Source organism: Haliscomenobacter sp. (genome assembly GCF_040403615.1).
Lineage (GTDB): Bacteria > Bacteroidota > Bacteroidia > Chitinophagales > Saprospiraceae > Haliscomenobacter.
Genome location: NZ_JBBAKG010000024.1, coordinates 23,300 through 50,062, shown reverse-complemented (window position 1 = coordinate 50,062; position 26,763 = coordinate 23,300). Strand labels below are relative to the sequence as shown.

22 protein-coding genes are annotated in these 26,763 nt (G+C 46.7%); 14 read left to right on the top strand and 8 right to left on the bottom strand.

Annotation, left to right across the window (positions count from 1 at the left end):
• The first annotated feature begins 69 nt into the window (after positions 1-69).
• The 4 genes from ABW391_RS09950 (at position 70) to ABW391_RS09935 (ending at position 3,884) form a co-directional block, all read left to right on the top strand.
• The gene (locus ABW391_RS09950) at positions 70-1,470 is read left to right on the top strand and encodes a M20/M25/M40 family metallo-hydrolase (RefSeq protein WP_353481705.1); all 1,401 of its coding nucleotides are present in this window, start codon (positions 70-72) and stop codon (positions 1,468-1,470) included.
• Positions 1,471-1,568: 98 nt separating this feature from the next.
• Complete coding sequence (locus tag ABW391_RS09945; RefSeq protein WP_353481704.1) at positions 1,569-2,006, top strand: DUF1573 domain-containing protein; 438 nt, start codon at positions 1,569-1,571, stop codon at positions 2,004-2,006.
• 125 nt (positions 2,007-2,131) lie between these two features.
• Positions 2,132-3,067, top strand: a complete 936-nt coding sequence (locus tag ABW391_RS09940; RefSeq protein WP_353481703.1) for a DUF4271 domain-containing protein — start codon at positions 2,132-2,134, stop codon at positions 3,065-3,067.
• Positions 3,068-3,104: 37 nt separating this feature from the next.
• Positions 3,105-3,884 (top strand): uroporphyrinogen-III synthase, encoded by a 780-nt coding sequence (locus tag ABW391_RS09935; RefSeq protein ID WP_353481702.1) that lies wholly within the window; start codon positions 3,105-3,107, stop codon positions 3,882-3,884.
• A 325-nt stretch (positions 3,885-4,209) separates the two neighbouring features.
• On the opposite strand, the gene ABW391_RS09925 is transcribed toward ABW391_RS09935, so the two are convergent.
• Positions 4,210-5,661, bottom strand: coding sequence for a hypothetical protein (locus ABW391_RS09925; protein ID WP_353481700.1), 1,452 nt, complete (start codon positions 5,659-5,661; stop codon positions 4,210-4,212).
• Between the two features lie 158 nt (positions 5,662-5,819).
• Between ABW391_RS09925 and ABW391_RS09920 the strand changes: the two genes are divergently transcribed.
• Positions 5,820-6,251, top strand: coding sequence for a hypothetical protein (locus ABW391_RS09920; RefSeq protein WP_353481699.1), 432 nt, complete (start codon positions 5,820-5,822; stop codon positions 6,249-6,251).
• Positions 6,252-6,362: 111 nt separating this feature from the next.
• Here the strand turns inward: ABW391_RS09920 and ABW391_RS09915 are convergent, their stop codons facing one another.
• Positions 6,363-6,500 (bottom strand): hypothetical protein, encoded by a 138-nt coding sequence (locus tag ABW391_RS09915; protein ID WP_353481698.1) that lies wholly within the window; start codon positions 6,498-6,500, stop codon positions 6,363-6,365.
• A 25-nt stretch (positions 6,501-6,525) separates the two neighbouring features.
• Between ABW391_RS09915 and ABW391_RS09910 the strand changes: the two genes are divergently transcribed.
• The gene (locus ABW391_RS09910) at positions 6,526-9,468 is read left to right on the top strand and encodes a T9SS type A sorting domain-containing protein (RefSeq protein ID WP_353481697.1); all 2,943 of its coding nucleotides are present in this window, start codon (positions 6,526-6,528) and stop codon (positions 9,466-9,468) included.
• 675 nt (positions 9,469-10,143) lie between these two features.
• On the opposite strand, the gene ftsH is transcribed toward ABW391_RS09910, so the two are convergent.
• Together ftsH and rsfS are read right to left on the bottom strand one after the other, a co-directional pair.
• Positions 10,144-12,129 carry an ATP-dependent zinc metalloprotease FtsH gene (gene ftsH, locus ABW391_RS09905; RefSeq protein ID WP_353481696.1) on the bottom strand — a complete coding sequence of 662 codons (1,986 nt, stop codon included), beginning with the start codon at positions 12,127-12,129 and terminating at the stop codon, positions 10,144-10,146.
• A gap of 122 nt (positions 12,130-12,251) precedes the next feature.
• Positions 12,252-12,638 (bottom strand): ribosome silencing factor, encoded by a 387-nt coding sequence (gene rsfS, locus ABW391_RS09900; RefSeq protein ID WP_353481695.1) that lies wholly within the window; start codon positions 12,636-12,638, stop codon positions 12,252-12,254.
• A gap of 110 nt (positions 12,639-12,748) precedes the next feature.
• Here rsfS and ABW391_RS09895 point away from each other — a divergent pair, with 110 nt between their 5' ends.
• The 7 genes from ABW391_RS09895 to ABW391_RS09865 all read left to right on the top strand — a co-directional run bounded on the left by ABW391_RS09895 (position 12,749) and on the right by ABW391_RS09865 (position 21,829).
• Complete coding sequence (locus ABW391_RS09895) at positions 12,749-13,519, top strand: biotin--[acetyl-CoA-carboxylase] ligase (RefSeq protein WP_353481694.1); 771 nt, start codon at positions 12,749-12,751, stop codon at positions 13,517-13,519.
• Between the two features lie 36 nt (positions 13,520-13,555).
• On the top strand, positions 13,556-14,797 hold the full coding sequence (locus tag ABW391_RS09890) for a competence/damage-inducible protein A (protein WP_353481693.1): 1,242 nt from the start codon (positions 13,556-13,558) through the stop codon (positions 14,795-14,797).
• Positions 14,798-14,931: 134 nt separating this feature from the next.
• Positions 14,932-16,245, top strand: coding sequence for a dihydrolipoamide acetyltransferase family protein (locus tag ABW391_RS09885; RefSeq protein WP_353481692.1), 1,314 nt, complete (start codon positions 14,932-14,934; stop codon positions 16,243-16,245).
• Positions 16,246-16,548: 303 nt separating this feature from the next.
• On the top strand, positions 16,549-18,651 hold the full coding sequence (locus ABW391_RS09880; RefSeq protein ID WP_353481691.1) for a hypothetical protein: 2,103 nt from the start codon (positions 16,549-16,551) through the stop codon (positions 18,649-18,651).
• 38 nt (positions 18,652-18,689) lie between these two features.
• Complete coding sequence (locus tag ABW391_RS09875; protein ID WP_353481690.1) at positions 18,690-19,616, top strand: DUF8428 domain-containing protein; 927 nt, start codon at positions 18,690-18,692, stop codon at positions 19,614-19,616.
• A 116-nt stretch (positions 19,617-19,732) separates the two neighbouring features.
• Entirely contained in the window at positions 19,733-20,614 is an 882-nt protein-coding gene (locus ABW391_RS09870; protein WP_353481689.1) for an OmpA family protein, read from the top strand.
• Positions 20,615-20,758: 144 nt separating this feature from the next.
• Complete coding sequence (locus ABW391_RS09865; RefSeq protein ID WP_353481688.1) at positions 20,759-21,829, top strand: fatty acid desaturase family protein; 1,071 nt, start codon at positions 20,759-20,761, stop codon at positions 21,827-21,829.
• Between the two features lie 55 nt (positions 21,830-21,884).
• Here the strand turns inward: ABW391_RS09865 and ABW391_RS09860 are convergent, their stop codons facing one another.
• Entirely contained in the window at positions 21,885-22,388 is a 504-nt protein-coding gene (locus ABW391_RS09860; RefSeq protein ID WP_353481687.1) for a TlpA family protein disulfide reductase, read from the bottom strand.
• Positions 22,389-22,486: 98 nt separating this feature from the next.
• Here ABW391_RS09860 and ABW391_RS09855 point away from each other — a divergent pair, with 98 nt between their 5' ends.
• A complete protein-coding gene (locus ABW391_RS09855; protein ID WP_353481686.1) occupies positions 22,487-24,178 on the top strand; it encodes a DUF6029 family protein in 1,692 nt (563 codons plus the stop codon).
• Positions 24,179-24,286: 108 nt separating this feature from the next.
• Here ABW391_RS09855 and ABW391_RS09850 read toward each other — a convergent pair whose 3' ends face one another.
• The 3 genes from ABW391_RS09850 to gldB form a co-directional block, all read right to left on the bottom strand.
• On the bottom strand, positions 24,287-24,532 hold the full coding sequence (locus tag ABW391_RS09850; RefSeq protein ID WP_353481685.1) for a Sec-independent protein translocase subunit TatA/TatB: 246 nt from the start codon (positions 24,530-24,532) through the stop codon (positions 24,287-24,289).
• Between the two features lie 135 nt (positions 24,533-24,667).
• Positions 24,668-25,618, bottom strand: a complete 951-nt coding sequence (locus tag ABW391_RS09845) for an isopenicillin N synthase family dioxygenase (RefSeq protein WP_353481684.1) — start codon at positions 25,616-25,618, stop codon at positions 24,668-24,670.
• Between the two features lie 37 nt (positions 25,619-25,655).
• On the bottom strand, positions 25,656-26,702 hold the full coding sequence (gene gldB, locus ABW391_RS09840; protein ID WP_353481683.1) for a gliding motility lipoprotein GldB: 1,047 nt from the start codon (positions 26,700-26,702) through the stop codon (positions 25,656-25,658).
• Between the last annotated feature and the right edge of the window lie 61 nt (positions 26,703-26,763).

The window sequence follows — 26,763 nt, the reverse complement described above, 5'->3', positions numbered from 1 at the left end:
TACCAACTTTTTTTGGCCAATTTTGAACTTTTTTTCAATTTACGTAACATACCGCTAATACGTTCACTTATGAAGCTGACATGGATTGCTTTAATTTTGGTTTTTGGATACCAATTGAATGATTTAAGCGCCCAATCAACCAACAAAACGGATGCAGATGCCTTTTTTGTCCGTGAAATTTACAATGTAGCCCTGACCAAAGGCAAATCTTATCCTTGGCTAGAATACCTCTGCAACCGCATTGGTGCCCGCTTGAGTGGCACGCCTCAAGCCGCCGCCGCAGTAGAATATACCCGTCAAATGCTGGACACGATGGGACTGGACTCTGTATGGATGCAGCCATGTATGGTGCCGCACTGGTCGCGGGGCGAAAAAGAAGTTGTACGAATTGTGCATTCCAAAATGGGCAGTTTCGACCTCAAAGCCCTCTCCCTGGGCAATACCGAAGGTACGGGGCCCAATGGCATGGCTGCAGAGGTCATTGAAGTGAAACGCCTGGATGACCTGGAAAGCCTGGGTCGGGAAAAATTGGCCGGTAAAATTGTCTTTTTCAACCGTGCCATGGATCCAACTCAACTCAATACGTTTGCGGCTTACGGCGGAGCGGTAGATCAGCGTGGTTTAGGCGCTTCCCGGGCTTCCAAATATGGCGCACTTGCCGTATTGGTGCGTTCGATGACCACCCGGCTCGATGATGTGCCGCATACTGGCAGTTCTTCATACGAACCTGGCGTAACGCCTATCCCCGCTTTGGGCATCAGTACCAATGACGCCGAGTTGCTGAGTCGTTTGCTCAAAGACGAACCCGTTCGGGTGTTTATCCGCAATACCAGTCACATGATCGGCATGAAGCCATCGCACAACGTAATTGGCGAAATCCGGGGCAGCGAAAAGCCCAACGAAATCATCCTGATTGGAGGCCACCTCGATTCCTGGGATGTGGGTACGGGAGCACATGATGATGGCGCAGGCTGTGTACAGGCTATGGATGTGTTGCAATTGCTGAAGCGGCTCAATTATCGCCCCAAACGCACCATCCGCTGTGTATTGTTTATGAATGAAGAAAACGGACTCAAGGGCGGACAGGCTTATGCCGAAATTTCCAACCGCAAAAAAGAGTTTCACTTGGCGGCCATCGAATCCGACCGGGGAGGGTTTACCCCACGGGGCTTCACTTGTGAATCGGAGAGCAAAGCTTTTGACAAAAAGTACAAGCAGGTTATGGCATGGTCTAGCCTGCTGGAGCCTTATGGCCTCAACTTCAAGAGGGGTGGCTCCGGCGCTGACATTGGCCCATTGCGTTCCCAACAAGGACTCTTGTTTGGCTTTGAGCCCGACTCACAGCGCTACTTTGATTACCACCACACCGCCATCGATACGTTTGATGCGGTCAACAAACGGGAGCTTGAACTGGGCACAGCGGCCATGACTGCATTGGTGTTTCTGCTCGACAAGTTTGGCATTGAATAACCTCTGTTAGCATACCGTTAACAGCGCAATCTTTGCGCTTGCGCTACCTTTGTAAAAATCTAATAACCTCCGCAGGCATGCGGAAAAAATCAATTGTCATGAAATATCTTATTGTTGCGTTGTTGTTTCTGGGTGGATTAGGCACCCTTTCTGCACAAACCACTACAGCAGAAACTGCCATCAAAAAAAATGAGCCTTCTGCTAAAAAGAGCAAAAAAGGTCTAAGCATCATTTGGGATAAAATTGAGCATGATTTTGGCGCTATTCCTCAGGGAAAACCGGTCACTGCCGTTTTTAAGATCAAAAACAAGAGCAAAACGCCATTGGTATTTACTTCTGTTAACGCATCTTGCGGCTGTACAACGCCAACCTACACCAAAGAACCCATCCTGCCTGGCAAATCCGGCGAAATCACTGCTACTTATAATGCTATGGCACCTGGTGATTTCAACAAACAAGTGACGGTGATCACCAATTTGAGCGATGAGCAAGTCGTACTTCGTCTGAAAGGGAAGGTGGAACAACCTGCCAATTAAGTCGATTTGTACTTCATTTTCATCCGGAATGAGTCAAAAGAGTGATTTTTTTTGACTCATTCCGTTTTATATACACATCATTCACAAATGCTTACTACCTTTGCAGCCGAAAAAAGGTTGGAAACTTGAAGCAGGTCATTGTATTTTCATTTTTTTATTTTACGGTTTTCCTATTTGTGCAGAATAATCTTTGGGCACAAAGCAGCAATAACCCATTTGAGCTTTTGCATCGCATGGGCATCAAGCCCAGTGTACAACCTGTAGATCCTGCCGTTTTGAATAATCCATTTGATTTGTTGGCTCGTCCTTCCGCTTCAGCCATACTCGCACCTACAGCGCAACCCCAATCTGTCAAAAAAAAGCGAGAATGGAAAATGCCTAAAATAGAATTCCAGCTCAGCTCAAATCCTTCAGCCGTTTTGCAACGGGTAGATTTTGGGGTTACCACCTTTGTTTTGCTTTGTTTTGCTTTCTTCATGACCCTTTTGCAGGGGCCAATTGCCAAGATCTTCCAGGCTTTTGCCAATGAGAATGCGTTCAATCAAATTTACCGCGAGCGAGAAGGCCGCGGATTTGGGGTATACAATATTCTCTACTTTGCGTTTCTCGTCAATCTTGGTGTTTTCTTGTTTTATCTCTTGTATCATTTTCAGATCAAATTTGGTTCTGATCTGGTGGTGCAATTGGGCATATGCGTGGCCGGAGTTCTTGTTGCTTTCAGCCTCAAACATCTGGTGTTGTGGCTCATTGGACTCATTTTTCCAGTGCGTCGCGAAATATCCCGCTACAATTTCATCATGCTCATCTTTGGTTCCAGTTTGGGACTATTGCTTGGCCCAATAAACATTTTACTTGCCTACGGGCCCCAAAATTTACACGAAGTGTTAATTTGGGGAACTATAAGTACAATAGGATTGGTTTATGCATTCAGATCCGTCCGCAGCCTTTGGCTGGCTGGGCGCATTTTTGCATCACACCAATTTCACTTTTTGTTGTATATTTGCACTGTCGAAATCGCTCCTGTACTTACTGTTGTAAAATTAATTTTGAACCAGCAGTAACCTGGAAAACGAAAGTAGGTTACCAAAAAAAACGTGAATGGCAGCAAATGGACAAGCCAAGGAGGAAACTTTCAAAAAAGTAAAGACCATCCTTGTTTCGCAGCCCAAACCTGAACGCTCTCCTTACTACGAATTGGAGAAAAGGTACAACCTACAAATTGACTGGAGACCTTTTAGCCATGTAGAAGGACTGGAAGCAAAGGATTTTCGAAAGCAGCGCATTCGCCCCGATGAATTCACTGCCGTCATCCTTTCCAGCAAAAATTCAGTAGACCATTTCTTTCGCCTTTGTGAAGAAATGCGGGTCAAGATGTCACCAGAAACCAAATATTTCTGCCTGACGGAAAACATTGCGAATTACCTGCAAAAATTTATCCTTTACCGCAAGCGTAAGGTATTTGTAGGCACCCGATCTATCGAAGATTTGGGATCGTACTTGAAAAAACACAAAACAGAAAAGTTTCTGCTTCCTTGCTCCAATCTTGGCGCAAAGGAAATTACGAAGTATCTGGACGAAATGAACCTCGATTGGAAAGACGCGATCATGTACCACACCGTAAGCTCAGACTTGTCTGATCTTAGCGACGTAACATACGATGTATTGGTTTTCTTCAGCCCGCTGTGTATTCAATCTTTATACGACAACTTTCCGGATTTTGAGCAAAATGATACCCGGATCGCCGTATTTGGCAACCAAACGCGCAGCGCTGTCGAAAGTCGTGGATTGGACGTGAACATCAACGCTCCAGCTCCCGAAGTACCTTCGATGACCAAAGCTTTGGAGAATTACTTGCAGAAGTCCAATAAGGATCTGTAGGGAATTTCAAAGAATGAAATACGAATGACGAAGTACGAATTCAGCCAGGGTTTGGCGGTTTGTGCTTCGTCATTTTTTTTGGGATGAATTTAATCCTTATTTTGAGTTCAAACCGGACGAAAGTACGGAAAAAGCTGGCACAAATCCGCAAGAAAGAATATTACCAAGCATTTTGGAATAAAGAAAAGCCCGTGATTGGAATTGGCGTGAATTTTTTGAGCAAGACGCGGAATATTCAGGAGTGGAAAGAGGAGACGTTTTGAGGATGAGACTTGGAATTTACGGTGGATTGGGAGAAGTGGAAGAAATTGCCGAAAAATTGAATTCATCCATTTGCCTGGCCCTGACGGCTTTTCAATTGTTTAAGTTGTTCGATCAACCAGAAACTTTCGGAGGTAGGCGTATTTTGTATTTCTGCTACGAGCTTATCGATGCGTTTGTCATTGCGTTTGAGATCGGGATTGGTCATTTTGCGCAGTACGAGTGCAAAATTATGAAATCCATTGCGGCGAATTTCAGGCAAACCAACGGTGTTGCGAACCAGTTTACGGAACGATTCGATTTTGTACTCCAAGAGTGATGATTGTTTTTGATACAGCACCATGAGTTCTAGGCATCGTGCATCCACCTTGTAGATGGAGTCTTCAAAATCCAGTGGCAAGTTGTACTCTGCCTCATCCAATGACCCTTTGGACAGCAGAAAATAAGCATAATACAAACGGTATAAATCTTCGGGGTTACTGATGCCACTTAGTTGGTCTGCTCGGTAAGCTTTCAAAAACTGTTCTACCCAGTCTAGTTCCCCGCACCTACATCCGTAGCGAACAATGTTGGAAAAAGAAGTGGAAGATAATTTTCCATCGATTTGGATTAAGCCTTTTTCAATATGACGTTTGTACAAAATGAAAACTTTTTCAAGCAAATGCGTTTCCCCGTCCCGAAACTTGGTCAATAGTATTTGCCGCTCTAGGCTACTGAGCGAATAATAATCATATTCACTCAATGAGCCCTGATGCTTTTCCAGTAAACGTTGGAAGTGATCAAAATCAGCTCCTTCTCGGTTGAGCAACAGTTGTATTGCCTCATAATACAAACTGAGCAGTTCATCGATACTTGATTGATTGGATTGTAAAAAATATTGTATATAGTCTATAAAGGAAATATAATCAATGGATTGAAAGGAGTTGTTTTGGTTTTTCAAGATCAAATTGTAAACGATCTGAGCTTTTTGAAGTATATAGTGACAATCTAGATAATGCATGGTTTGCAAAAGGTTAACATCCATCGAGGGTTGATTTTCCTGCATCCATTCCGATTTTTTTGCATTCAGTAAAAACTGTTGGAACAAACTTTCTGTATTCGTTTTGTCCATAGCCGCATCAAGCTGACCCTGAACTTTGTCTACCAAGGATTTGAATTTAAGGGGCAGCTCTTTTTTGCGGTAAAACTGTAGTAGGCCCAACTGTTCATAAAACTCATGTGATAATTCCGTTTGGTAAGTCCATCCTAAAAAACGCCTAACAACTGCATGTAAACCAGAAGTAACTTTGGAAACGTACTGTTCAGACTGCCCGAGCGCTGCTGCAATTTGCTTTTTAGATAAAGCCTCCTTATGGTCAAAACCTGGTGCATACCGCTTAATTAACTCAAACAGTGCGATTACTCCCGAGGCGTTATCGGGATGTGCAAAGAACCGAGAATGTACAAAACGATCCAATTGTTGCCACTCTTTGTCTTCCAACAAACGCAGCGTCTCTAGCAATGGTGAATTAAACATATTTCTTAAGTAAGGGGCTAAACACCAATTTCTACTTGGGGCTCCTAAAAATAGTAAACTTGTAGTTGTACTCGGAATTTGGACACTTTTTTTTCCCAATTTTGTCGAGTTCTCGAATTTAACTTTGCTACATAATTCTAAACCAAAACAATGAAACCATGGACTTACAAATTAGAACCCTTTTATCTCATTTATTAGGTGCGATTTTCCTGCTCTTAGTTGGGACTACGCTCAGCGGGCAGAACAAATGCCAAGTGCGCATAGAAGACATTAATGGGATGGTTAAAGAATGGAAAGATTCTACCTATCAGATTGAGGAAGAATACTTTGAATTGACGATTTCCGCCACCAAGTCTTATTTTAAATTTGCAAAAGTTGAAATAAGAGAAGATCGTGGAGACCTGACTGATGAGTCGCCAATACTCCGAACTGTCAATGTAAAACTTATGGCCAATCGGGTGGTCACTACCGATCTTTATGTTGGCGATTTAGCTTTTGATAAATTGTATGAACTACGGGTGATTTACATGAAATCCAATGAACCAGTTATAACGCGAAGAAATAAGTTCATTCGAAGGGCGGTTAGGTAAACAGCTCATCTAAATCCGGCCATTCTGGGCTGCATCCTGGTGCAGCCCAGAAGCTTCATCGGATTACTGAAGTGATGAATCTACAAAGGAGATAAAAAGCGGTACAAAACTTTACACGGCGAAATCTAATTCCACGCCAACCATCCATATGATGTTGGCCTGGATGTGGTATGCCTCTAGCTCAGCTTCTCCTGGAACGCTGCTCAAAAAATCAGGACGCGGATGCCGAAAAGCGAATAGAGTAGGCAAAATTAATTTTTTACTAAGCCTCTTTATGAGAACGAACAATCTTTTTTCTTTCCGACATTTGCTACTGACCCTTTTGGTGGTGGCGCAGTACGGACTTCAAGCCCAAGCGGTTATCTCCTGTATTGGTGGTACCGGCAATGTCAGTACCGGCATCAGCAACAGCCCCGGCAACCCCTATCTGGGCATTAGTACCCCCGATCCAAACTGGAAGATTACCAGCAGCCCTTCCGGTGCCCTTCCGGCCATCGTTTGTCCCAGCTTTTTACCATTTTGGTGTCCTACGCCGATCGCGCTCACCAATGCAGGCTGGATCAACGCTACCAGCAGCTTCAGTGGGCACAGGCCGGGCAATTACGTGTTTGAGCGCCAATTTATTGTCCCGACTGGCACCGGCATCTTAGATCTCAACTTCGGAATTGCCTTTGATGATACTTTGGTATCGCTTTCGCTTGTTCCGCCCACCGGCTCGCCCATTCCGCTAACCGTGGTGAGCAACCCTCCGCCAAACAACTACTGCATCGGCTCATTCCCCACCCCGCGCAACATCCAGTGCCCGGTTGCCGGAACCTGGAAAATAAGGGCTGAAATAACCTACATCGATAACGTAGGCGGCTTTATGCTTTCCGGCAACATTAGGTGTCAGGATGCCGCGTGCCCCCCTGTACCCTGCAAAGCCGAAATAACCAATATCGTATGCGGACCAATCGTCAATGGGCAACAAACGTATCTCGTCAGTGGCACCATCAATAACAGCAGCACCTCGGCGGCTACACTCGGTATTACGGTCGCTCCTGGTGGTGGGACGGTCAGCAGTATTTCGCCAGCAACCATACCTGCCACCCCGACAGGCAATTCGTTCACTTTCACGTACACCCCTCCATTTGGGCCCCCCGTTAGCCCTTGTTTCAACATAACGCTTTCGAGCGGAGTGTCGCCAAAAGTAGTAGTGTTGTGTGAATCCAGGATTTGCCGGGAGTTGCCCATTTGCTGCAAAGCCGAAATAACCAAAGTCGAATGCGGACCACTCGTCAATGGGCAACAAACGTATATCGTCAGTGGCACCATCAATAATAGCAGCACCTCAGCGGCTACGCTCGACATTACGGTAGGTGGCGGGTCGGTCAGCAGTATTTCGCCTGCGACCGTACCTGCCAGCTCGACAGGCAATTCGTTCTCTTTTACGTACACCGCTCCATCTGGGCCCCCCGTTAGCCCTTGTTTCAACATAACGCTTTCGAGCGGAGTGCGGCCAAGAATAGTGTTGTGTGAATCCAGGATTTGCCGGGATTTGCCCATTTGCTGCAAAGCCGAAATAACCAAAGTCGAATGCGGCCCGCTGCTCCCCACCGGGCAACAAACGTATCTCATCAGTGGCACCATCACTAATGGCAGCACCTCAGCGGCTACGCTCGGCATTACGGTCGCTTCTGGTGGTGGGGTGGTCAGCAGTGTTTCGCCAGCAACCATACCTGCCAGCTCGACAGCCACGTTCTCTTTTACGTACACTGCGGGTACCCTAGCCCCTTGTTTCGATATTACCCTGTCTGGCGGAACACCGTCAAGAATTTTGTGCCAATCCAGGATTTGTCGGGAGTTACCCATTTGCCCCTGCAAAGCCGAAATAACCAAAGTCGAATGCGGCCCGCTGCTCCCCACCGGGCAACAAACGTATCTCATCAGTGGCACCATCACTAATGGCAGCACCTCAGCGGCTACGCTCGGCATTACGGTCGCTTCTGGTGGTGGGGTGGTCAGCAGTGTTTCGCCAGCAACCATACCTGCCAGCTCGACAGCCACGTTCTCTTTTACGTACACTGCGGGTACCCTAGCCCCTTGTTTCGATATTACCCTGTCTGGCGGAACACCGTCAAGAATTTTGTGCCAATCCAGGATTTGTCGGGAGTTGCCCATTTGCCCCGACAACTGTTGCCCGGTAGTCAAAGTTGTCTACTCCACCTGCCATCCGCTGCCCATCAAGCACGGCACCTTCACAGTATCGGGGCCTAAATGCCTGTCCAGCATGACCATCACTTGGACGGCTCCCGCCCTGAGTCCTACTGGAGTCATTACGTACAACGATCCTACGCTCGTCAGTGCCCCCTGGAGTGGTCCCGGCACGTTTACGTACAGTAGTTTTGGCAGTACAAATGTCACCAACCTGCAATTTGGATTGTCATCAGCATTGGCTGCCACGGGTACTGTGACGGTCAGTTTTGTACTGTGCGACGGTACCAAATGTACCCAGACTTTCCCATGGACTAGTAAATCCACTGGAAACCCTATTGAATTGGCGCAAACTAAAGCCGAGACGGGCAAAATTTTCTTAGCGAGTTTCAACCTCAAAAGCGGGGCTGTAGATGGCAAAAGGCCAAAATTCGTAGCGTTTGGTTTTAGCAATCGCGATGAAATTGCGACTTTCAAACCGGTTATTCTGGCCGTCACCGGAGCCAGGCACCCTGCTGATCCGTACGACCAAAAGATCATGTCGCTCGAAAAAGCCTCCAACAGTGCCCTCAATGCGGTGTTTGAGTTGGATGAAACCACGCCGTACACCGACCGCCTGCTGAATGTGGTGTACCGGGCCGACAAACCCGATCTGCAGCTGGCTTACGTGATTTATGATGCCGAGGGCAATCCACTTGGGACCAGCGGTATCAAATTGGCCGCCGCATTGGTGACTACGGACACTAAAGAGGTGCGCGTCGCGCCAAACGAACAGATGATGCTATTCCCCAATCCGGCCGACCACTACCTTCAGGTGAACTATATCACCGATGCATCACATCCGGTGTTACTCGAAGTTTTTGACCTGTTGGGACGCTCTGCTGGTATCGTTCAGCGCAGCCAGGCTGGCAAAGGTGAGAACCAATACACGTTGGACACCGCCAATCTTCCCGGTGGCTCGTACGTGCTAAAGATCAGTAGCAACAACGGTGTACTGACCCAAGCGTTTCAGATAGTGCGCTAAAAGCAGCGCTTAGACCTGTAGCCTACCGCCCCTGCTGCCATACTGATGTGCAGCAGGGGTTTTTTCCGTGTTTTGTCGTGTTTCGAAAAATGACTTATTTTGTGCAGGGCAAACGGAATTTTTCATCCAGCGCCTCACTATGACCTGCTGGCGTAAGTCTTTCACCGCAACGTACTGATGGTTCAATTTCTCCAACTTGAACCCACTATTTCCGTGCCTTTGACACACAAGGATGCATGGTTTAAAATCAAGGCTTGTTTCAAATACTTGATCAGAAAATGCCGAAAATGCCCGGTTGAAAGATTCATCTTTTGATTCGCCTTCAGGCAGCGGACTGCTGGTTCAAATTCTCATCGATAGGAAATGGTTAATCGTTTCCGGACAACCCCGCAAAGCCAACGCTCGCCGCAACGTAGCCCATGCCTACGTTTCAACGAAATTCAAATCCCAACACAAAAAATTTCCACTTTCATTCCCTTTAGACTTTGGACACAAGCATCGCTCGGCCACACCTCATCACGAGTAAAAAAGTGGAGAAAAGCGGGATGGCCGACCTATTCGTCACTCGCCATTCGAAAAATTCGTCATTCAACTTATCCGTTATTCTCCAAAAAACAAAAAAGCGGGAACAACCTTTCAGTCGTTCCCGCTTCCCATTTCATGCAAAATTAATGCTTATGGATTCGGCACTATGTCTCCGTGGTCACCAATTGGTGCAGTAGGTTCGGCAGTGTGACCGTTCATCTTGATTCTTTCTTCATTCGCATAAGGGCGTGGACCAATCAAGCGTTCAACGTCTGATTTGTGCAGCACTTCTTTTTCAAGCAAGGCTTTCGCGATGATTTCTAGTTCATTATGGCGCTCGCGCAATAATTCTTTGGCCCTTTCGTATTGAGAATTCACCATGCGGCGTACTTCTTCATCGATCAACATCGCGGTATGGTCTGAATAAGGTTTTTGGTATGACTCATTGGACATGCCGTAGAAAGAAACCTGACCTACTTTATCGTTCATCCCAAAAATGCTGATCATGCTATAAGCCATTTTGGTGACTTGATCCAGGTCATTTTGGGCGCCGGTAGAAATTTTGGCAAAGACGTTGTTTTCAGCAGCGCGTCCGCCGAAGGTCATACACATGCGATCCAGCAATTGCTCGGTGCGGGTGATGTTTTCTTCTTTTGGCAAATACTGTGCATAACCCAGGGTGCCAATACCGCGTGGTACGATCGTCACTTTGACCAGAGGAGAAGCATGCTCCAGGTACCAGCCGCACACTGCGTGACCGGCTTCGTGGTAAGCGATGATGTTCTTTTCTTCGGGTGAAATGAGTTTGTTTTTCTTTTCAAGACCACCAATTACGCGATCCAGTGCGTAGTTGAAGTCGTCCATGTCTACCCACTTCTTGTTGCGGCGGGCAGCAATCAGGGCAGCTTCATTGCAAATGTTGGCAATATCGGCGCCAGCAAAACCAGGTGTCATCTCGGAAAGTGCCCAGGCACTGATGTCGTCGTTGGTTTTGATGGTTTTGAGGTGCACCTTGAAGATGGCTTCCCGGCCTTTCAGATCCGGGCGATCAATGCTGATCTGGCGGTCAAAACGACCTGGGCGCATCAAGGCAGAATCCAAAATATCCGGGCGGTTGGTGGCGCCCATCAAGATTACGCCTTTATCGGTACTGAAACCATCCATTTCTACCAGCAACTGGTTGAGGGTATTTTCGCGTTCGTCGTTGCCACCCTGGAAATTGTTGCGACCACGGGCGCGGCCAATGGCATCAATCTCGTCGATGAAGACGATACAAGGCGCTTTTTCGCGGGCTTGTTTGAAGAGGTCGCGCACCCGAGAGGCACCAACACCTACAAACATCTCCACGAAATCAGAGCCAGAGATAGAGAAGAAAGGTACGCCCGCTTCTCCAGCTACCGCTTTAGCCAACAAGGTTTTACCCGTTCCCGGAGGGCCTACCAGCAAAACACCTTTGGGGATTTTGCCGCCCAGCGCGGTATACTTCTTAGGATTCTTCAGAAAGTCAACGACTTCTACAACTTCTTCTTTGGCTTCGTCCAGACCAGCAACGTCGGCAAAAGTGATGTTCACCTTACTGTTTTGATCAAACAGTGCTGCTTTGGATTTGCCAATGTTGAAAATCTGCCCACCAGGGCCACCAGCACCACCGCCAACGCGGCGCATGATGAAAACCCAAACCAGAATAATGAGCAAGAAAGGCAACAGCCATCCCAATGCCTGCAACAAGTAATTGTTCTTGGTGAGGTAAATCAGGTAACCCATCCCTTTGTCGTTTTCTTTGGATTTCTCTTGCAGAAACTTCTCAAAGGTTTCGACGCTGCCGATCTCAGTGTGGTAATGGTAGCGGTCTCCACCAAAAGTTGTTTTGGCAGCATCTTTATATTGAGGATTAGTGAGTGCCTCCTTTTTAAGGTAGATATGCGCCACTTCTTTGTTGATCACCTCGATTTTTTCAATGTCTCCATTCTGGAGCATTTGACCAAGGCGATTGCGGGAAAGGGGATCTTGCGTGCCTTCCATTGCCACTAGGTTCAAACCCAGAAAGATCACAGCAATAATGCCATAGATCCAGAAGGAGCTGAACCTGGAGCCTCCACCGTTATCCCGCTTATTGTTATTTTCGTTATTCTCCATAAAACTTTGTCCTTACGGTTTGAGCGAATTTTAGCAAGATCAAGAACTTGCCATACAAATGAATACTAAACGCGACAGTTTAAGAAATCGTTGCTTTTGTTCGACCAAATGCAACTACTATTCTATAAACTACCGTACTCAGTTATGGTTGCGTCTCCCCACAAATCCTCCAATTCGTAAAATTGGCGAGTTTCGGGATAAAAAACATGTACTACAGCATTGAAATAATCCAGACAAATCCAAAGCGCGCTGCGTTCACCTTCCACATGACTGGCGAACAGCCCGGTTTCTTTTAAACGTCGCTGAATGTTGTCAGAAATACCCTTGACCTGAGTTGTAGAGGTACCCTCGCAAACAATAAAAAAATCGGTAGGTGCATCTTCCAAAAGGCGGAGATCAAGTTTTACAATGTTTTTGCCTTTAATTTCCTGGATGCTGTCAATAATCAGATCCGTAAGCTCTTCGGCAACGAGCCTTTTCTTTCTTTTGACTTTTACTTGCGTACTCAAATCCAGATTTTATTAGTTTTGCAAATATAAAAAACGCTTGGATGCAGCAATGAATGCCTTGTTGGCACACGATTGATGAATCTAGCATTAAGTTACAAAAAATACCACGATTGCAACAGCGAAACACGCTTTTTATCGGAAAAGTTCAGCTTCACCATGAAGAATTGCCATCGACCAATACTTATGCTCAAGAATTACTAGCAAAAAGCAAGCCAATTGAAGGAACTGTCATTTCGACCTTTCGCCAACCGCAAGGACGAGGTCAGGTTGGCAGTAAATGGGAAAGTGAGCCCGATAAAAATCTTACGCTTAGCGTAATCCTATATCCCGACTTTTTACCTCCCCGCCAAAATTTTGCCCTGAACAAAGCGATCGCTTTAGCTGTTCGCCATTTCATCGCCGCTTTAATCCCCGATCAACCCGTTTGGGTAAAATGGCCCAACGACATTTACGTTGGAACACGGAAAATCTGCGGTATTTTGATTCAAAACAGCCTGAGTCGCAACACCATCACCTCTTCAATAATCGGCGTTGGTATCAATGTCAATCAGACAATTTTTTCCAAAGATATTCCTAATCCCAGCTCTTTGCAACTGGAAAATGGAAAAGAATATGATTTATCTTCACTTATTCCTTTGCTTTGTCAACACTTAGAGGCAATGTACCTTCGCCTCAAGGCAGGGCAGTTTGCCAATCTGGATGCTGAATACCTGCATTATTTATACCGTTTCCAGGAATCAACGCTGTTTCAACGCAGAAATGGAGACGTATTTTGGGGCAAAATTAGCGGCGTTTCAGCGTCAGGACAACTGCTCATCAGGCATGAAGAAGGCGGAGAAGAGGCATTTGATTTGAAAGAAGTGAGTATAGTAGGGTTTTAGGGTTTTAAAACCCTAAAACTTTTAAAAAAAACCACCATGAAAATTTCCATTTTAACCGTCGGTGACGAAATCCTGATCGGTCAAATTGTAGATACCAACTCGGCCTGGATGGGCCAACAACTCAATCTTGCTGGCGCCCGAGTGGAAACGGTCATCTCGGTAGGAGATACCATGGCCGCCATTCATACGGGTTTGCGCGAAGCGATGGAACAGGCCGATGTAATTTTGATGACCGGAGGTTTGGGACCCACCAAAGACGACATCACCAAAAAAGCCCTGGCAGAATACATGGGCGTGGACATGGTTTTTCACGACCCTACTTTCGAGCGCATCAAAAAAATGTTCGAAGTATGGGCTCGCCCCATGAATGAAGCCCATAGACTGCAATGCTACATGCCCGCCAATGCCGAGATTTTGACCAACAAAATGGGAACTGCTCCGGGAATGTGGATGGAATACGAAGGCAAAGTTATCGTCTCCATGCCCGGCGTACCCTACGAGATGCAGTACCTGATGGAACATGAAGTACTGCCCAAATTGAAACAACGCTTCCCTGGACAACCCATTGCGCACCGCACCATTCTGACCGTAGGAGAAGGCGAAAGCCATATTGCCGAAAAATTGGAAGATTTTGAAGAGGGCTTGCCAGAAGGGTTCAAACTGGCTTATTTGCCTCACATTGCTCAGGTTCGCCTGCGCATTACCGGCACCGGGATGGATGAAGCAGCCTTGCACCAGATCCTGGATGAAAAAGCAGAAATCCTCAAAGAGCGCTTTGCCGACATCATTTATGGATACGACAAAGATACCCTGGAAGGTGCGATCGGTAATATGCTCAAAGAGCGCGGCTTGACGCTGGCGACTGCCGAAAGTTGTACGGGTGGCTATTTGGCACACCGCATAACCTCGGTTGCTGGCGCTTCGGAATACTTTTTGGGCAGTGTGATTTCTTATTCCAACGCGGTTAAGATGAACGTATTGGGTGTAAAACCAGAAACCCTGGATACTCACGGCGCAGTAAGCAAGCAAACGGTAATTGAAATGGCCGAAGGGGCATTAAAAGTGCTATCTGCCGATGTAGCCATTGCCATTTCTGGCATTGCTGGCCCAGGCGGCGGTTCCGATACCAAGCCCGTAGGGTTGGCCTGGATGGCGGTGAGCAATGGTACAAATACCCGAACTTTCAGCATCCGGGCAGGCAAAGATCGGGAGAAAAACATCCAGTATTTCACGATCCATGCTTTGAATCAGATCCGCCAATTCTTAAAGCTGCTTTAAATAAGCGCTTATTGGATAAATATGGATAAATTTGTGGCACCAAATAATCCAAATTAAACGCAATCGTTGCCACTATGCAGTTGTACTGGCTTCATCAGCTTGTTATTGACTGGTGGTAAAAGAAACAGAAAGACATGGCGCAGTTCGAATTGATCATGCCCAAGATGGGGGAAAGCATCATGGAAGCCACCATCCTGAAGTGGGTGAAAAATGTAGGCGACCAGATAGAATTGGACGAAACCATCGTGGAGATCGCTACGGACAAAGTGGACTCTGAAGTGCCCTCACCCGTAGCTGGTAAAGTGGTGCAAGTACTGTATGCCGAAAACGACACCGTTCCAATTGGCAAAGTCATCGCTTTGATTGAAACCGAAAGTAGCGCCGCAGAACCGAAAGCTTCTCCTGCCCTGGCCGAACCTGCTCCGCAGGCCAATGGTCAAATACCCACCGCAGCAATTGGCAAAGAGGCAGTAATTGTAGAAAGCCCTAGTCTCCAACCAATTGGAAAAGGAGAAGGCAGCCGTTTTTACTCTCCACTGGTGCGCAACATCGCCCAACAGGAAAACATTACCCTAACCGAATTGGAAAACATTGCCGGTTCAGGTATGCAAGGCCGCGTAACCAAAAAGGACATTCTGTCATATTTGGAAGACCGCAAAGAAAGCCTGGAAACCAGCCCTGCGGCAAAACCAGTCAAAAGCACTCCAACCTATACTGCACCTGCCGTGAGCCTGGACGGCAATGTGGAGATCATCGAAATGGATCGCATGCGCAAGCTCATCGCCGAGCACATGGTGATGTCAAAGCAGGTTTCGCCACACGTGACCTCTTTTGTGGAAGTGGACGTGACCAACATCGTGAAGTGGCGCGAAAAGGTCAAGGATGTTTTTCAGAAAAAATACAACGAAAAAATAACCTATACGCCTGTTTTTATTGAGGCAGTAGCCCGCGCCATTCGTGACTTTCCAATGGTCAATATCTCGGTGGATGGCACCAGTATCGTGGTGCGCAAGGATGTCAACATCGGCATGGCCGCAGCGTTGCCCAGCGGCAACCTGATTGTTCCGGTAATCAAAGGAGCAGACCAACTCAATTTGGCTGGACTCACCAAGTCGGTCAACGACCTGGCCAATCGCGCGCGAGCCAACCAACTCAAACCCGAAGAAATTCAGGGTGGCACTTTCACCATCACCAACGTGGGTACATTTGGCAACGTAATGGGCACCCCCATTATCAATCAGCCACAAGTAGCCATTTTGGCAGTTGGAGCCATTCGCAAAAAACCAGCGGTGCTGGAAACGGAGTATGGTGACATCATCGCCGTACGCCACATGATGTTTCTTTCCATGTCTTATGACCACCGGGTAGTAGATGGCTTCCTCGGGGGGTCATTCCTGAAGCGGGTGGCGGATTATCTGGAAGGATTTGAACCCGATCGGGCAGTATAACTTTGTTAAAGTAAAAGTGGCCATCAAGCTGATCTTGAAGGCCACTTTGCTTTTTCAACCAAAGTTATAAATAAAAAAAAGTATATAACTATTGTTACTCTTGTCACAAGTCTGTAAATTTGGCTTACCAACCACATAGTCACATCCAGAATCATTTCCGCTTCATTGTTTTTCTGTTTTCTAATCGATTCAATCAATGCATTTCAACCCGCAATTGATGGCGATTGTTATCCAAAAGTCCTAAGCGTCCCATATTGAAATAAAGCTTATCCATTAACGTTTTAAAGTCAAAACCGATTGACCATGCAGCACCGCTACCTCGCATGTACCCTTTTGTTCTTTTTTTGCACGCTGGGACTCTTCGCACAAGAAACGCTCGCTGACAAAAAAAAGAAGGCTACCGATTTTTATTACCTCAACAAATACCAGGCAGCGCAAAGTGTTTTGATCAGCATCAAGAAAAACCGCCAGGAAGACAAAGAGACCAAACTCTTGCTGGCGTTGTGCAGCTATCAACTCAACCAGCTCAAGGAAGCAGAGACCATGCTGCGAACTATTCTGGAATCAGAAAAATCGCCTTTCCCTGAAACCTGGCTTTACCTCGGCAAAGTGTACCATGATCAGCATGAATTTACCCGCGCCATCGATCATTACAAATTGTACTTGAAAGCCATTCCGGCCAATCACCCCAACCGGACTACGATTCGTGAAGACATTCAGCGTTGCGCCAGGGGGCTTGCCTTGCAATTCAAAGCCCCTCGTGCCATAGTCGAAAACCTGGGCAATACCGTCAATACCCCTTATGATGAGTTTGCCCCCATCATGAGTCCCAATTTTACTAACCGCATCTATTTTTCTTCCGTACGCCCGGGTAATGTAGGGGGCTCGCGCAACAATTTTGGGCAGCCCGACGAAGTAATGGGCCGTTTCTACAGCGACATTTTTACTTCTCAGGTCAACAATGGCATCTGGACCTCCCCTCAGGCCATGCACTACTTACTCAATAGCCCCAAACATGAAGTACTACTCGACTTCAATGCCAATGGCAAGTCACTGTTTTATTTCAAGGGCAATTCGTACACCCAGGGCGAAATCCTGATCGATACCTTTCGGGTGGGCAGTCGTACGCTTTCTTCCGATCCCTTCATTGGGCCTGTAGAGGCTACTGCCGGGTTGAGTTCGGCTCAATTCATTGGCGATACAATGGTTATTTTTGCCAGCCAAAGGCCTGGTGGCTATGGCGGTCTGGACTTATATAAAACCGTGTCGGTACGTGGCCGTTGGAGCGCTCCAATCAACCTGGGTCCCGACATCAATTCTGCTTTTGATGAAACCACTCCTTTCTTGGCTCGGACGGGGAATATTTTGTATTTTAGTTCCAATCGACCTGATCAAAGTATTGGCGGTTTTGATGTTTTTCGCACCTTGCTGATTCCCCAAATCAATCGCTGGACCAACCCCGACAACCTCGGGCTACCCATCAATTCCGCAGCCGACGATACCCACTTCAGACTTTCTCGCGACGGTTACACGGCTTATTTTGCTTCCTCCCGCAAAGATGGGTATGGCGAACGCGACATTTACACTGCCTACTTTTTTGACTACCTTCGCGAGATGTCGGCACCTGTTGTGCCGCCACCACCTGTAAGCACTCAAACGGTCCAGCCTCGGCGCAGCAATCCAGATGGGAGTCCAGTGGTTCCTGAAAGAGTAGAGATCGCTTCGCGAGGCACTACAATTGACCTAAAACCTTTTTACTTCAACCAAGACGGCCAGTGGGGCCAGGGTGTAGAACTAAAGCAGTTGGAAGATTTAATTGAGGTGCTGAAAAAAAATCCTCAATTGACCTTGATCATCACTGCTGCCTCACGTCAGGAATTGGCGGTAAGTTCCCGTTTGTATGGGGGAATGAAAAGCGCTGAAAATCTTGCAAACTATTTGATCGGAAACGGGGTATCTCCTGTCGCATTGCAATTGCGCAGCATCCCTCCACCAGCAGATTTTACCACTACGTTCAAAACGGTCAGTTTTCAGTTGAGTAGCCTGGGTGAGATCCCTGTCAAAAGCGCCGTGTCACCTTGGCTGATGGGATACACCGAAGAGAAAGGGCTGGTTTTCCGCATTCAGATTGGCAAGAGCAACAGTGTTTTACAAAGCCCTCTGTTGAGTCAGGACAAAAATACTTTATCTGAAAAATCGCTGTCGAACAACACCTATTTGTATACCATTGGCCGATATAATAGTTACGCTGAGGCAAAAACTGCCCTGGGAAGACTAAGCAACCAAATGGGTTTTGCTACCTTTGAGCTTGTACCTTACCTCAATGGCATCCGGCTCAGCCGCGAAACCGCCGGAGGACTAAGTCAAAACTATCCAGATGTAATGAGCTGGCTGGAAGTAAGGTGATTTTTTGCGTCATATTTAGCGAAAAGGGAACAACAACCATGGAAAACAATCAAAACAACACCGCCAAACGGTCTTTGATCATTTTGGCTATCCTCCTCGGTTTGGGCACAATTGGTGTAGGCATTTGGGGCTTTTCACAAAAAAAGGCAGCCACCGAGTTGCAATCCACAAACCAGGCCATGAAAGCAGAGCTAGGCGGACTCGCTGACCTCAAAACCGAACTTGCTCGTCAAGTAGACAGCCTGGAAAATGACTATCAAACGCTTGCTGGAGAAAACCAAAACCTGCAAGGATCTTTGGCTGATGCACAAAGCGCCTTGTCGCGCAAAGACGCAGAAATCAAAGCCACCAAAACCAACCGCCTCAGTGAAGTCAATGGCTTGAAAGGTGAAATCCAGCAATTACTGGCTGAAAAAGCGAACCTGGAAACCGTCATCAATGACTTGCAGGAAGAAAACCAGGTCTTGAAAGAACGTACCGGCCAGTTGGAGCGCGACCTGACGGTGGTGCGCACCGAAAATACCTCCTTGGGCAACCTCAACAAAACCATGCAAAGCGAACTGAAGCGGCTGACTTTGGCCAACTTCAAAGCTTCTGGTTTTCAGGTAGAAGTAGAAGCCCGCAAACCAAAAGCAACTGCATCTTCGGGCAAAGCCAGAAGGGTGAAAGTATCCTTTGATTTGATCGAAGTACCTCAGGAATACCAGGGCCTGCGCCCACTTTACCTGGTCATCACCAACGACAAAGGGGTGCCGATTCAGGGTTCTGGCATCCAGGCCAAAGCAGTAGTGAACGGCTCGACCATGGACTTGCTGGCCGTAAAAGCCAAAGATGTCAACATTACGGCAACCCAACGCTTGAGCTTCAGCCACGAACTCGAAGAAAAGCTGCGCGATGGCGTTTATCTGGTATCTGTATTTACGGATATCGGGATGCTTGGCGCTTCCAGTTTCCGCTTACAATAGACCCTGTTGAATGAGGACACTTCGGCTACGCTCAGCGCCCGGTCACTTCGGCTACGCTCAGTGACCGGGCGCTGAGCGTAGCCGAAGTGTCCTCATTCCTTCAACTACTCAAGTCAATGCAATACATTTACTTCTGCTCGGCGCTCTTGATGCTGGGCTTCCTTTCCAGTTGTGGCGTCTCCAATAAAAAAGTGTTGGCTATGCAGCAATCTTTCAAAACGGAGATTGGCACGCTGAATGAGCAATTGCACAACAGTCGGGATGAAATCACCCGCATGCAATTGCAAATTGCGGAACGCAAAGGCGAAAACAATGCCTTGCTGGCCACCCAGGACAAGTATCTCCAGCGCCTGGATGAATTGGAAGAAGAACTGGATAAGGCACAAAACCAGGCGCTCAGCAACCAGACTTCTTTGGGCGATGCCTTGAAATCCAAAAATGACCAGATCAGTACCCTGGAAAATCAACTGGCAGCCATCCGGGACGCGATGAAGCAACAGCAGGAAGAAATTCAGCAAATTGCCAAAGTATTTCAAGATTCTTTGGCCAAATTTCCGGTTGCTCAATATTCCGTAGAGGTTAAAAATGGCCAAATTGTAGTAGCCTTGGTTGAATCCCTATTGTTCAAATCAGGCGTCGTGAATCGGATTGAACCTACCGGACAGGCGGTATTGAAAATTATTGGCGGCTTGTTGAATGTACAACCGCGTTTATTGGTTCAAGTACTGGGGCATACCGACAACCAGGCTGTTTCGCGCAAAAACCAGGACAGTTGGGATTTTACTTCCCTTAGAGCGGCAACAGTTGTGCGTACCCTGGTGGATGCCCACGAGCTGAGTCCCAATCGAGTACTGGCCGCTGGAAGAGGCGAGTTTGATCCAGCGTCGTCCAATGAAACTTCAGTAGGGCAATCGCGCAACCGCCGGGTGGAATTGATCTTGTTTTTTCCTCCGGAAGTTTTGCAGCGCAAAATTGCCCAATTGGCTGAGCGAAAGTAATCTAAATCATGCGACATTAATTTTGATTACCGCTGAGATGTGTTTATCTTTGATTTTTAATTCATTTTTACAAGTGAATTGAACGTTCTACATTCTAGAGCCCTATCTATCAAACCATTCCATCATCAGTTTCTTGACAACTCAATGAATAAAGTCACTTTTCGCCCTACGGCAAAGTTCTATACTATACTCCGCGAAGAAGTCCAGCAATACTTTAACGATCATAAAATCAGTCCGAAAGGAGATTTTCGTTTGTATTCAAAAACGATTATTCTTTTTGCTTCCTGGGTTTATCTTTATGTTCAACTGGTATTTTTTACGCCCCAATCCATCGTTTTGGGTGTCGTGCTATCGCTGCTGTTTGGATTCAATTGGGCCTTACTCGGGTTCAACGTGTGCCACGATGCCTGCCACAGCAGTTATTCCAACAACAAGACCATCAACAGCATCCTGGGTTATACTTTTAATTTTCTGGGGGCGAATGCTTTTTTCTGGAAAACGAAGCACAACGTTGTACACCATACTTTTACCAACATTGATGGGGTCGATGCGGACATTCTGCAAACCAAATTATTGCGTTTGGCGCCTACTCAGCAAAAGATGGGCATTCATCGATTTCAACACCTGTATTGCATGGCCTTGTACGCCATTTCTTACCTGGGTTGGGTATTTATGAATGATTTTGAGAAATACTTTAGCAAGGAAGTCAAAGGTACCTCCATCCATGATTTCAATTTCAAGGAGCACTTCGTGTTTTGGTTGTCCAAAGCCATGTATGTGTTGATTTACCTGGTTATCCCCATTCTGTTTGTGCCCAAGTTTATCGTTTTTCTGGCTGGTTATTTGTTGGCCTCGATGGCCTGTGGATTGGTACTGGCGATGGTATTCCAGTTGGCACACATCGTAGAAGTAACTGAATTTGAGGATGCTACCGAACGTGATTTAAGTGTAGAAAACGAATGGGCCATTCACCAGCTTTGCACTACGGCCAATTTTGCGCCCAAAAATAAAATTGTAAGCTGGATCTGTGGTGGCTTGAATTTCCAGGTAGAACACCACCTGTTTCCCAACATCAGCCACGTGCATTACCCCAAGTTGCACCTTATCGTAGAGAAAATTTGCGCCCAACACGGAATCGATTACAAGTGTTACGACTCCATGACTGAGGCATTGGGTTCTCATTTTCGGAGAATGAAATATTTGGGCGCGGTTTAGCATAAGACCAAGAATCATTTCGTATTTTAAAAATACGAAATGATTCTTGTTAAGCCTACTTCTTCACCAATGCCTTGATTTTCTCTTCCAAATCCAATTCATCCCCTGGATTGTACCCCGTGTGTTCGTACACAATGTTTCCCTTTTGATCGATCAGGTAAGTTTGGGGAATGGTTTGAAAATTCAGGGAATTTTTCAACTGGTTGGCAGCATCGCTCAAGATGGTGTATTCCCAACCTTTGGTGGCCACCATTGGCTTTACTTTGGCGAGATCCCGTTGGGTATCGATGGTTACTGCCAGAAGCTGTACATTGTAATTGTCTTTCCAATCGCCATAAACTTCCGCAATGGCATCCATTTCGCGTTTGCAAGGAGCGCACCAGGTGGCCCAAAAACTCAGGACAGTGATTTTCCCTTTCCCCACATAACTTTTGATCTGCACGCTCTTCCCATCTAGGGTTTTGACAGTGGCGTCGGGCAAGGTTTTGCCACTTTGTGCTGCAAGCACAATCGTCAAAAGCGTCGCGGCGGCGAACATCCCGAATTTCATTATTTTCATAGCGCGTGTTTTTATTAAGTTTGATGCGTAAAATTAGCGGCTTTTTGACAACGCCGCTAAGCCATACCCTAATTAAGTCATTCTCAAGACAATTCCAAATGAACCGATTAAGCATTCCATTCGGGATAATATTAGCATTGCTGCTGCCCTTACTGACCAATGCGCAGACGGATACGCCCCCTTCGGGAGGGCAGCTTTCGGGCAACCTGCAAACCAACGCCAATTTCTTTATCCGGGATTCGTTGATCGGGGCGGCCAATACGCCCCAATACGACCGGCAAAAATATGGAGCCGAAGCCTGGCTCAATCTCAACTACAGCAATTGGGGCTTCGATTTTGGACTGCGTTTTGATGCCTTTAACAACTCCAATCTGCTCAATCCAACCGATTCGTATTCCGATCAGGGCATCGGCATGTGGTACATCAAAAAGCAGGTGGACAAACTGGGCATTACTGCCGGCTACATTTATGACCAGATCGGGAGTGGCATCATATTCAGGGCATTTGAAGAAAGGCCCTTGCTGATCGACAATGCCTTGATTGGCTTGCGACTGGATTACAGCCTGGGCACCAACTGGAAAGTAAAGGCCTTCACTGGCAAGCAACGGCAGCAATTCAGCAGTTACCGCTCCATCATCAAGGGCATCAACATTGAGGGATTCATCAGTTCTGAAGAGGAAGGCGCCTGGTCCCTTGCTCCCGGAATGGGCATTGTAAACCGGACGCTAGACGATCAGGCCATGAACTCCCTGGTCTCTTCATTGAATACTTACCGCAAGGAGGATATTTTTATCCCCAAGTACAATGCCTATGCATTTACAGCGTACAATACCTTGAGCAATGGCCCTTGGTCCTGGTATCTTGAGGGCGCTTACAAAACTCCAGATGCGCAAAATGATCCCTTTGCCCAAACCATCATCAATCAGGATACCATCACTGGCGATCGGTTCATTCAAAAAGCGGGTTCGGTATGGTACACCAATTTGAGCTACGCTGGCGAACACTTTGGAGTCAGCCTGGAAGGCAAGCGCACCCAGAATTTTTCTTGGCGTACCCGCCCACAGGAACAAGCCAACCGGGGAACCCTGAATTTTATTCCCCCGATGGCGCGTTCCAATACCTACCGCCTTACTTCCCGGTACAATTCCGCCACTCAGTTTTTGGGAGAATTGTCGTTTCAGGCCGATATCCGCTATGCACCCAGCAAAAAACTGAACTTCAATGTCAATGTATCGAATATCCAAAACCTGGACAATGTGCTGCTTTACCGCGAGCTGTATGCGGAAATGACCTTGAAAATCAAGCGAAATACCACCATTATCGCAGGGGTACAGCGGCAAGAATACAACCAGGAAGTTTTTGAAGTAAAGCCAAATGTGCCTTTGGTGCGCACCATTACCCCATTTTTTGAATACCAATACAAATTCACCCCACGCAAATTACTGCGCATCGAAATGCAGTACCTGTACATGCAGCAGGATGCCAAAGCGAAATTGGGTGCTGATTTTGGATCTTGGGCCTGGATTCAATCCGAATATACCCTGGCGCCGCACTGGACTTTTGCGGCAGCTTGTATGTTCAATGCCGTACCTGGTGTAGCCAGTCCGGTTGAAAATGGGCAACGCAAAGCCTTGTATTACCCGCGTTTGGACGTGTTTTACACCATCAAATCGAACCGTTTTTCACTGAGTTACGTCAAGCAAGTGGAAGGAGTGGTGTGTACCGGAGGGATATGCAGGCTGGAGCCAGCCTTTAGTGGATTCCGCTTTGCGGTGACAAGTACTTTTTAATAGAAAAGTTTAGGGTTGAAATGTTGAAAAGATACCCACGCGGTGGCTTCACTTCAGGGAGTTGCCAGGACATCTTTTCAACACTTCAACTGTAAACTTTTAACACCCTTAAGGGCGTGGACCTTCGATAGTGGAAGTAGGAGTCTGCTGTGCTTTATTCTCAGCATCGCGTATTCCTTCTTTCAGCTCAGTTTCGATGGTTGATTTGGCTGCATTAAACTCACGGATACCTTTGCCAATACCTCGCATCAGTTCTGGAATTTTTCTGCCACCAAATAAAAGCAGGATCGCAAAGAAAATCAGTAGGACTTCCGATCCGCCAAGTGCACCTAAAAACAACATCATTGTTTTCATGACGATCTTTTTTTATTGAATGATCATTCTTTCTTTTGACAGCCCGAAAGGTACAAAAAAATAAGCAGTAAGATCAGAAAAAATCCGTTCAAACAGGCACAACGTTACCTTGGAACGGGCATTTTTTGTACTGCATTATTTTTTCAACCCAATTTCGCGCAAGCGTTCGTCCAGGTATTCTCCTGCGGTAATTGGCGCGTAATGCAATGGGTTATCGTTGGTTACGCAGGAAGGCAAACAACTCAAATCCATCTCACTAACCGGATGCAGGAAGAAGGGAATCGACAAGCGGGGCAAGTGCCACTCCGTTTTGGGCGGGTTGACCACGCGGTGAGTGGTTGATCTCAAATAGTTGTTGGTCAGCCGTTGGAGCATGTCTCCCACGTTGATCACGATTTCATCTTCTTCCGGTACAATCGCCATCCATTCGTCTTCCATGTTCAGCAATTCCAGTCCACCTGCCGATGCCCCTACCAACAAGGTGATCAGGTTGATGTCTTCGTGCTGCTCTGCCCGGATCGCTGATGCTGGTTCCTGTGTAATCGGCGGATAAAAAATAGACCGCAAAATGCTATTGCCGTAAGAGATTCGCGGCTCAAAATAAGCCTCACCCAAATCGAGGTGAATGGCAATGGCTTTCAACAATTGCGATCCCGTATTTTCAAAAGCGCGGTAAAGCTGGCTGCCCAAATCGGCAAAATCTGGCGCTTCCATGACTTGTACATTGTCAGGATAGCGCGATTTGGCGGGATGCCCGATGGGTACCTCCTGCCCGATTTGAAAAAACTCTTTCAAATCAGCAACTTGTGATTGTTTGGCGTGTTCTTTGCCAAAGGAGGTATATCCGCGTTGCCCAGCCATACCGGGGATTTCGTATTTTTTCTTGGTCTCCTCGGGCAAGGCAAAAAAGCCCTTGGATGCTGCGTAAAAGTCATCGATCAAGGCTTTGGAAATGCCGTGATTGACCACTCCCACAAAGCCGATATTGTGGAAAGCATCACCGAGTTCTTTTACAAAAGCGCTACGTTCGGCAGCACTGCCCTTGATGAATTGAGAAAGATCAACTAATGGAATGGCGCGTTTCATGTTGCTATTGATTGTGGTTGCTGGAATACTTTGGTTCCTAAAGTTTGGGTTTGTACCTGGCTTGTCGTAAAATGACCTGACTATCTTTCAGTTTGAGCAAGTCTTTCATCTGGGTAGTCGGGTTTTGCTCCATGTAGGCTTTAATAATTTGCCAACCCAACCAATCGCCGCTGCGACCAGGGGCTTCGGCAGGCATACCGGGTGAATTGGGGCTGTACTCTACAAATTTCCGAATCTTTTGCCAATCGGTGTTGTAAAGTAGGTTTTGTTGTAAAAAAAACGCCCAAATGCTGCTTTCATTTTCATTCAGCCACTTCCATTGCAGCGCAGAAACCTCCATCTTTGCAGTATCCGCAGCGTAAGGCAACAAATGATCCAGTAGGTACATTTTTTTGCCGTTGTGGATCATGTAATCCAGCAGGTTTTCTCCCGGAGGGGCTTCCCCCACGAGATCATTGACAAGGGGCAACAAGGTTTTAACCGAAAGGTGTTCTTTGTTGAAACTGCGCGTCAGGTATTGCGAAAAGTTTGGATTATCGGGATTGAAATTCAGGTAAGGGTATTTTTCACCCAGAAAAAAATCCAATCCAATTGCCAGGTCGTTGTTGCCATATACAAAATTGCCAACGGTGTATTCAGAGACAAAAGTAGTAATGCTTGGTATTTTTCGCTCAGGGAAGTAATACTTGTAGTAACGCATGGCTTCTTCCAATTGGTTCAGCGTAGCCTTGGGCAATTCGGGATAAAGCACAGCACAAGTATCGTAAAGTTTGCGCAACGCCGGATGGGCGATAAAGCCTTTGACAAATGCAGCCTCTCCTTCTGGTGCGACCTCTTTCGAGGAAGCATTCAGGATTTGGTCAAAAAAAATCCGGGCAAATTCACCATATTTTGCCTTAAGTTGGGGTAAAGCAGTCGCGATTTGGTTGGTATCCAACTGGAACAAATCTTGCTCGAAGCTTCGGATTTTCAATTTGATGGGTGAAATGCCCGACACATCTGGCAAATCGTCTCGTTTATCAGACTTACAGCTTGCAAAAAACGTTAAAAGCGATAGCAAAATAAAAACGTTCTTCCAACTCATATTGGATTGGGCTTTTTTTATTTGTGAGGAGTTAAATTTGTGCTGAGGTTGAAAGCACCAC

Excerpts from the sequence above, each read along its gene's own strand:
- ABW391_RS09950 (WP_353481705.1), top strand. The coding sequence starts at position 70 with ATGAAGCTGACATGGATTGCTTTAATTTTGGTTTTTGGATACCAATTG.
- ABW391_RS09945 (WP_353481704.1), top strand. The coding sequence starts at position 1,569 with ATGAAATATCTTATTGTTGCGTTGTTGTTTCTGGGTGGATTAGGCACC.
- ABW391_RS09935 (WP_353481702.1), top strand. The coding sequence starts at position 3,105 with ATGGCAGCAAATGGACAAGCCAAGGAGGAAACTTTCAAAAAAGTAAAG.
- ABW391_RS09925 (WP_353481700.1), bottom strand. The coding sequence starts at position 5,661 with ATGTTTAATTCACCATTGCTAGAGACGCTGCGTTTGTTGGAAGACAAA.
- ABW391_RS09920 (WP_353481699.1), top strand. The coding sequence starts at position 5,820 with ATGGACTTACAAATTAGAACCCTTTTATCTCATTTATTAGGTGCGATT.
- ABW391_RS09910 (WP_353481697.1), top strand. The coding sequence starts at position 6,526 with ATGAGAACGAACAATCTTTTTTCTTTCCGACATTTGCTACTGACCCTT.
- ftsH (WP_353481696.1), bottom strand. The coding sequence starts at position 12,129 with ATGGAGAATAACGAAAATAACAATAAGCGGGATAACGGTGGAGGCTCC.
- ABW391_RS09890 (WP_353481693.1), top strand. The coding sequence starts at position 13,556 with ATGAAAATTTCCATTTTAACCGTCGGTGACGAAATCCTGATCGGTCAA.
- ABW391_RS09885 (WP_353481692.1), top strand. The coding sequence starts at position 14,932 with ATGGCGCAGTTCGAATTGATCATGCCCAAGATGGGGGAAAGCATCATG.
- ABW391_RS09880 (WP_353481691.1), top strand. The coding sequence starts at position 16,549 with ATGCAGCACCGCTACCTCGCATGTACCCTTTTGTTCTTTTTTTGCACG.
- ABW391_RS09875 (WP_353481690.1), top strand. The coding sequence starts at position 18,690 with ATGGAAAACAATCAAAACAACACCGCCAAACGGTCTTTGATCATTTTG.
- ABW391_RS09870 (WP_353481689.1), top strand. The coding sequence starts at position 19,733 with ATGCAATACATTTACTTCTGCTCGGCGCTCTTGATGCTGGGCTTCCTT.
- ABW391_RS09865 (WP_353481688.1), top strand. The coding sequence starts at position 20,759 with ATGAATAAAGTCACTTTTCGCCCTACGGCAAAGTTCTATACTATACTC.
- ABW391_RS09860 (WP_353481687.1), bottom strand. The coding sequence starts at position 22,388 with ATGAAAATAATGAAATTCGGGATGTTCGCCGCCGCGACGCTTTTGACG.
- ABW391_RS09855 (WP_353481686.1), top strand. The coding sequence starts at position 22,487 with ATGAACCGATTAAGCATTCCATTCGGGATAATATTAGCATTGCTGCTG.
- ABW391_RS09850 (WP_353481685.1), bottom strand. The coding sequence starts at position 24,532 with ATGAAAACAATGATGTTGTTTTTAGGTGCACTTGGCGGATCGGAAGTC.
- ABW391_RS09845 (WP_353481684.1), bottom strand. The coding sequence starts at position 25,618 with ATGAAACGCGCCATTCCATTAGTTGATCTTTCTCAATTCATCAAGGGC.
- gldB (WP_353481683.1), bottom strand. The coding sequence starts at position 26,702 with ATGAGTTGGAAGAACGTTTTTATTTTGCTATCGCTTTTAACGTTTTTT.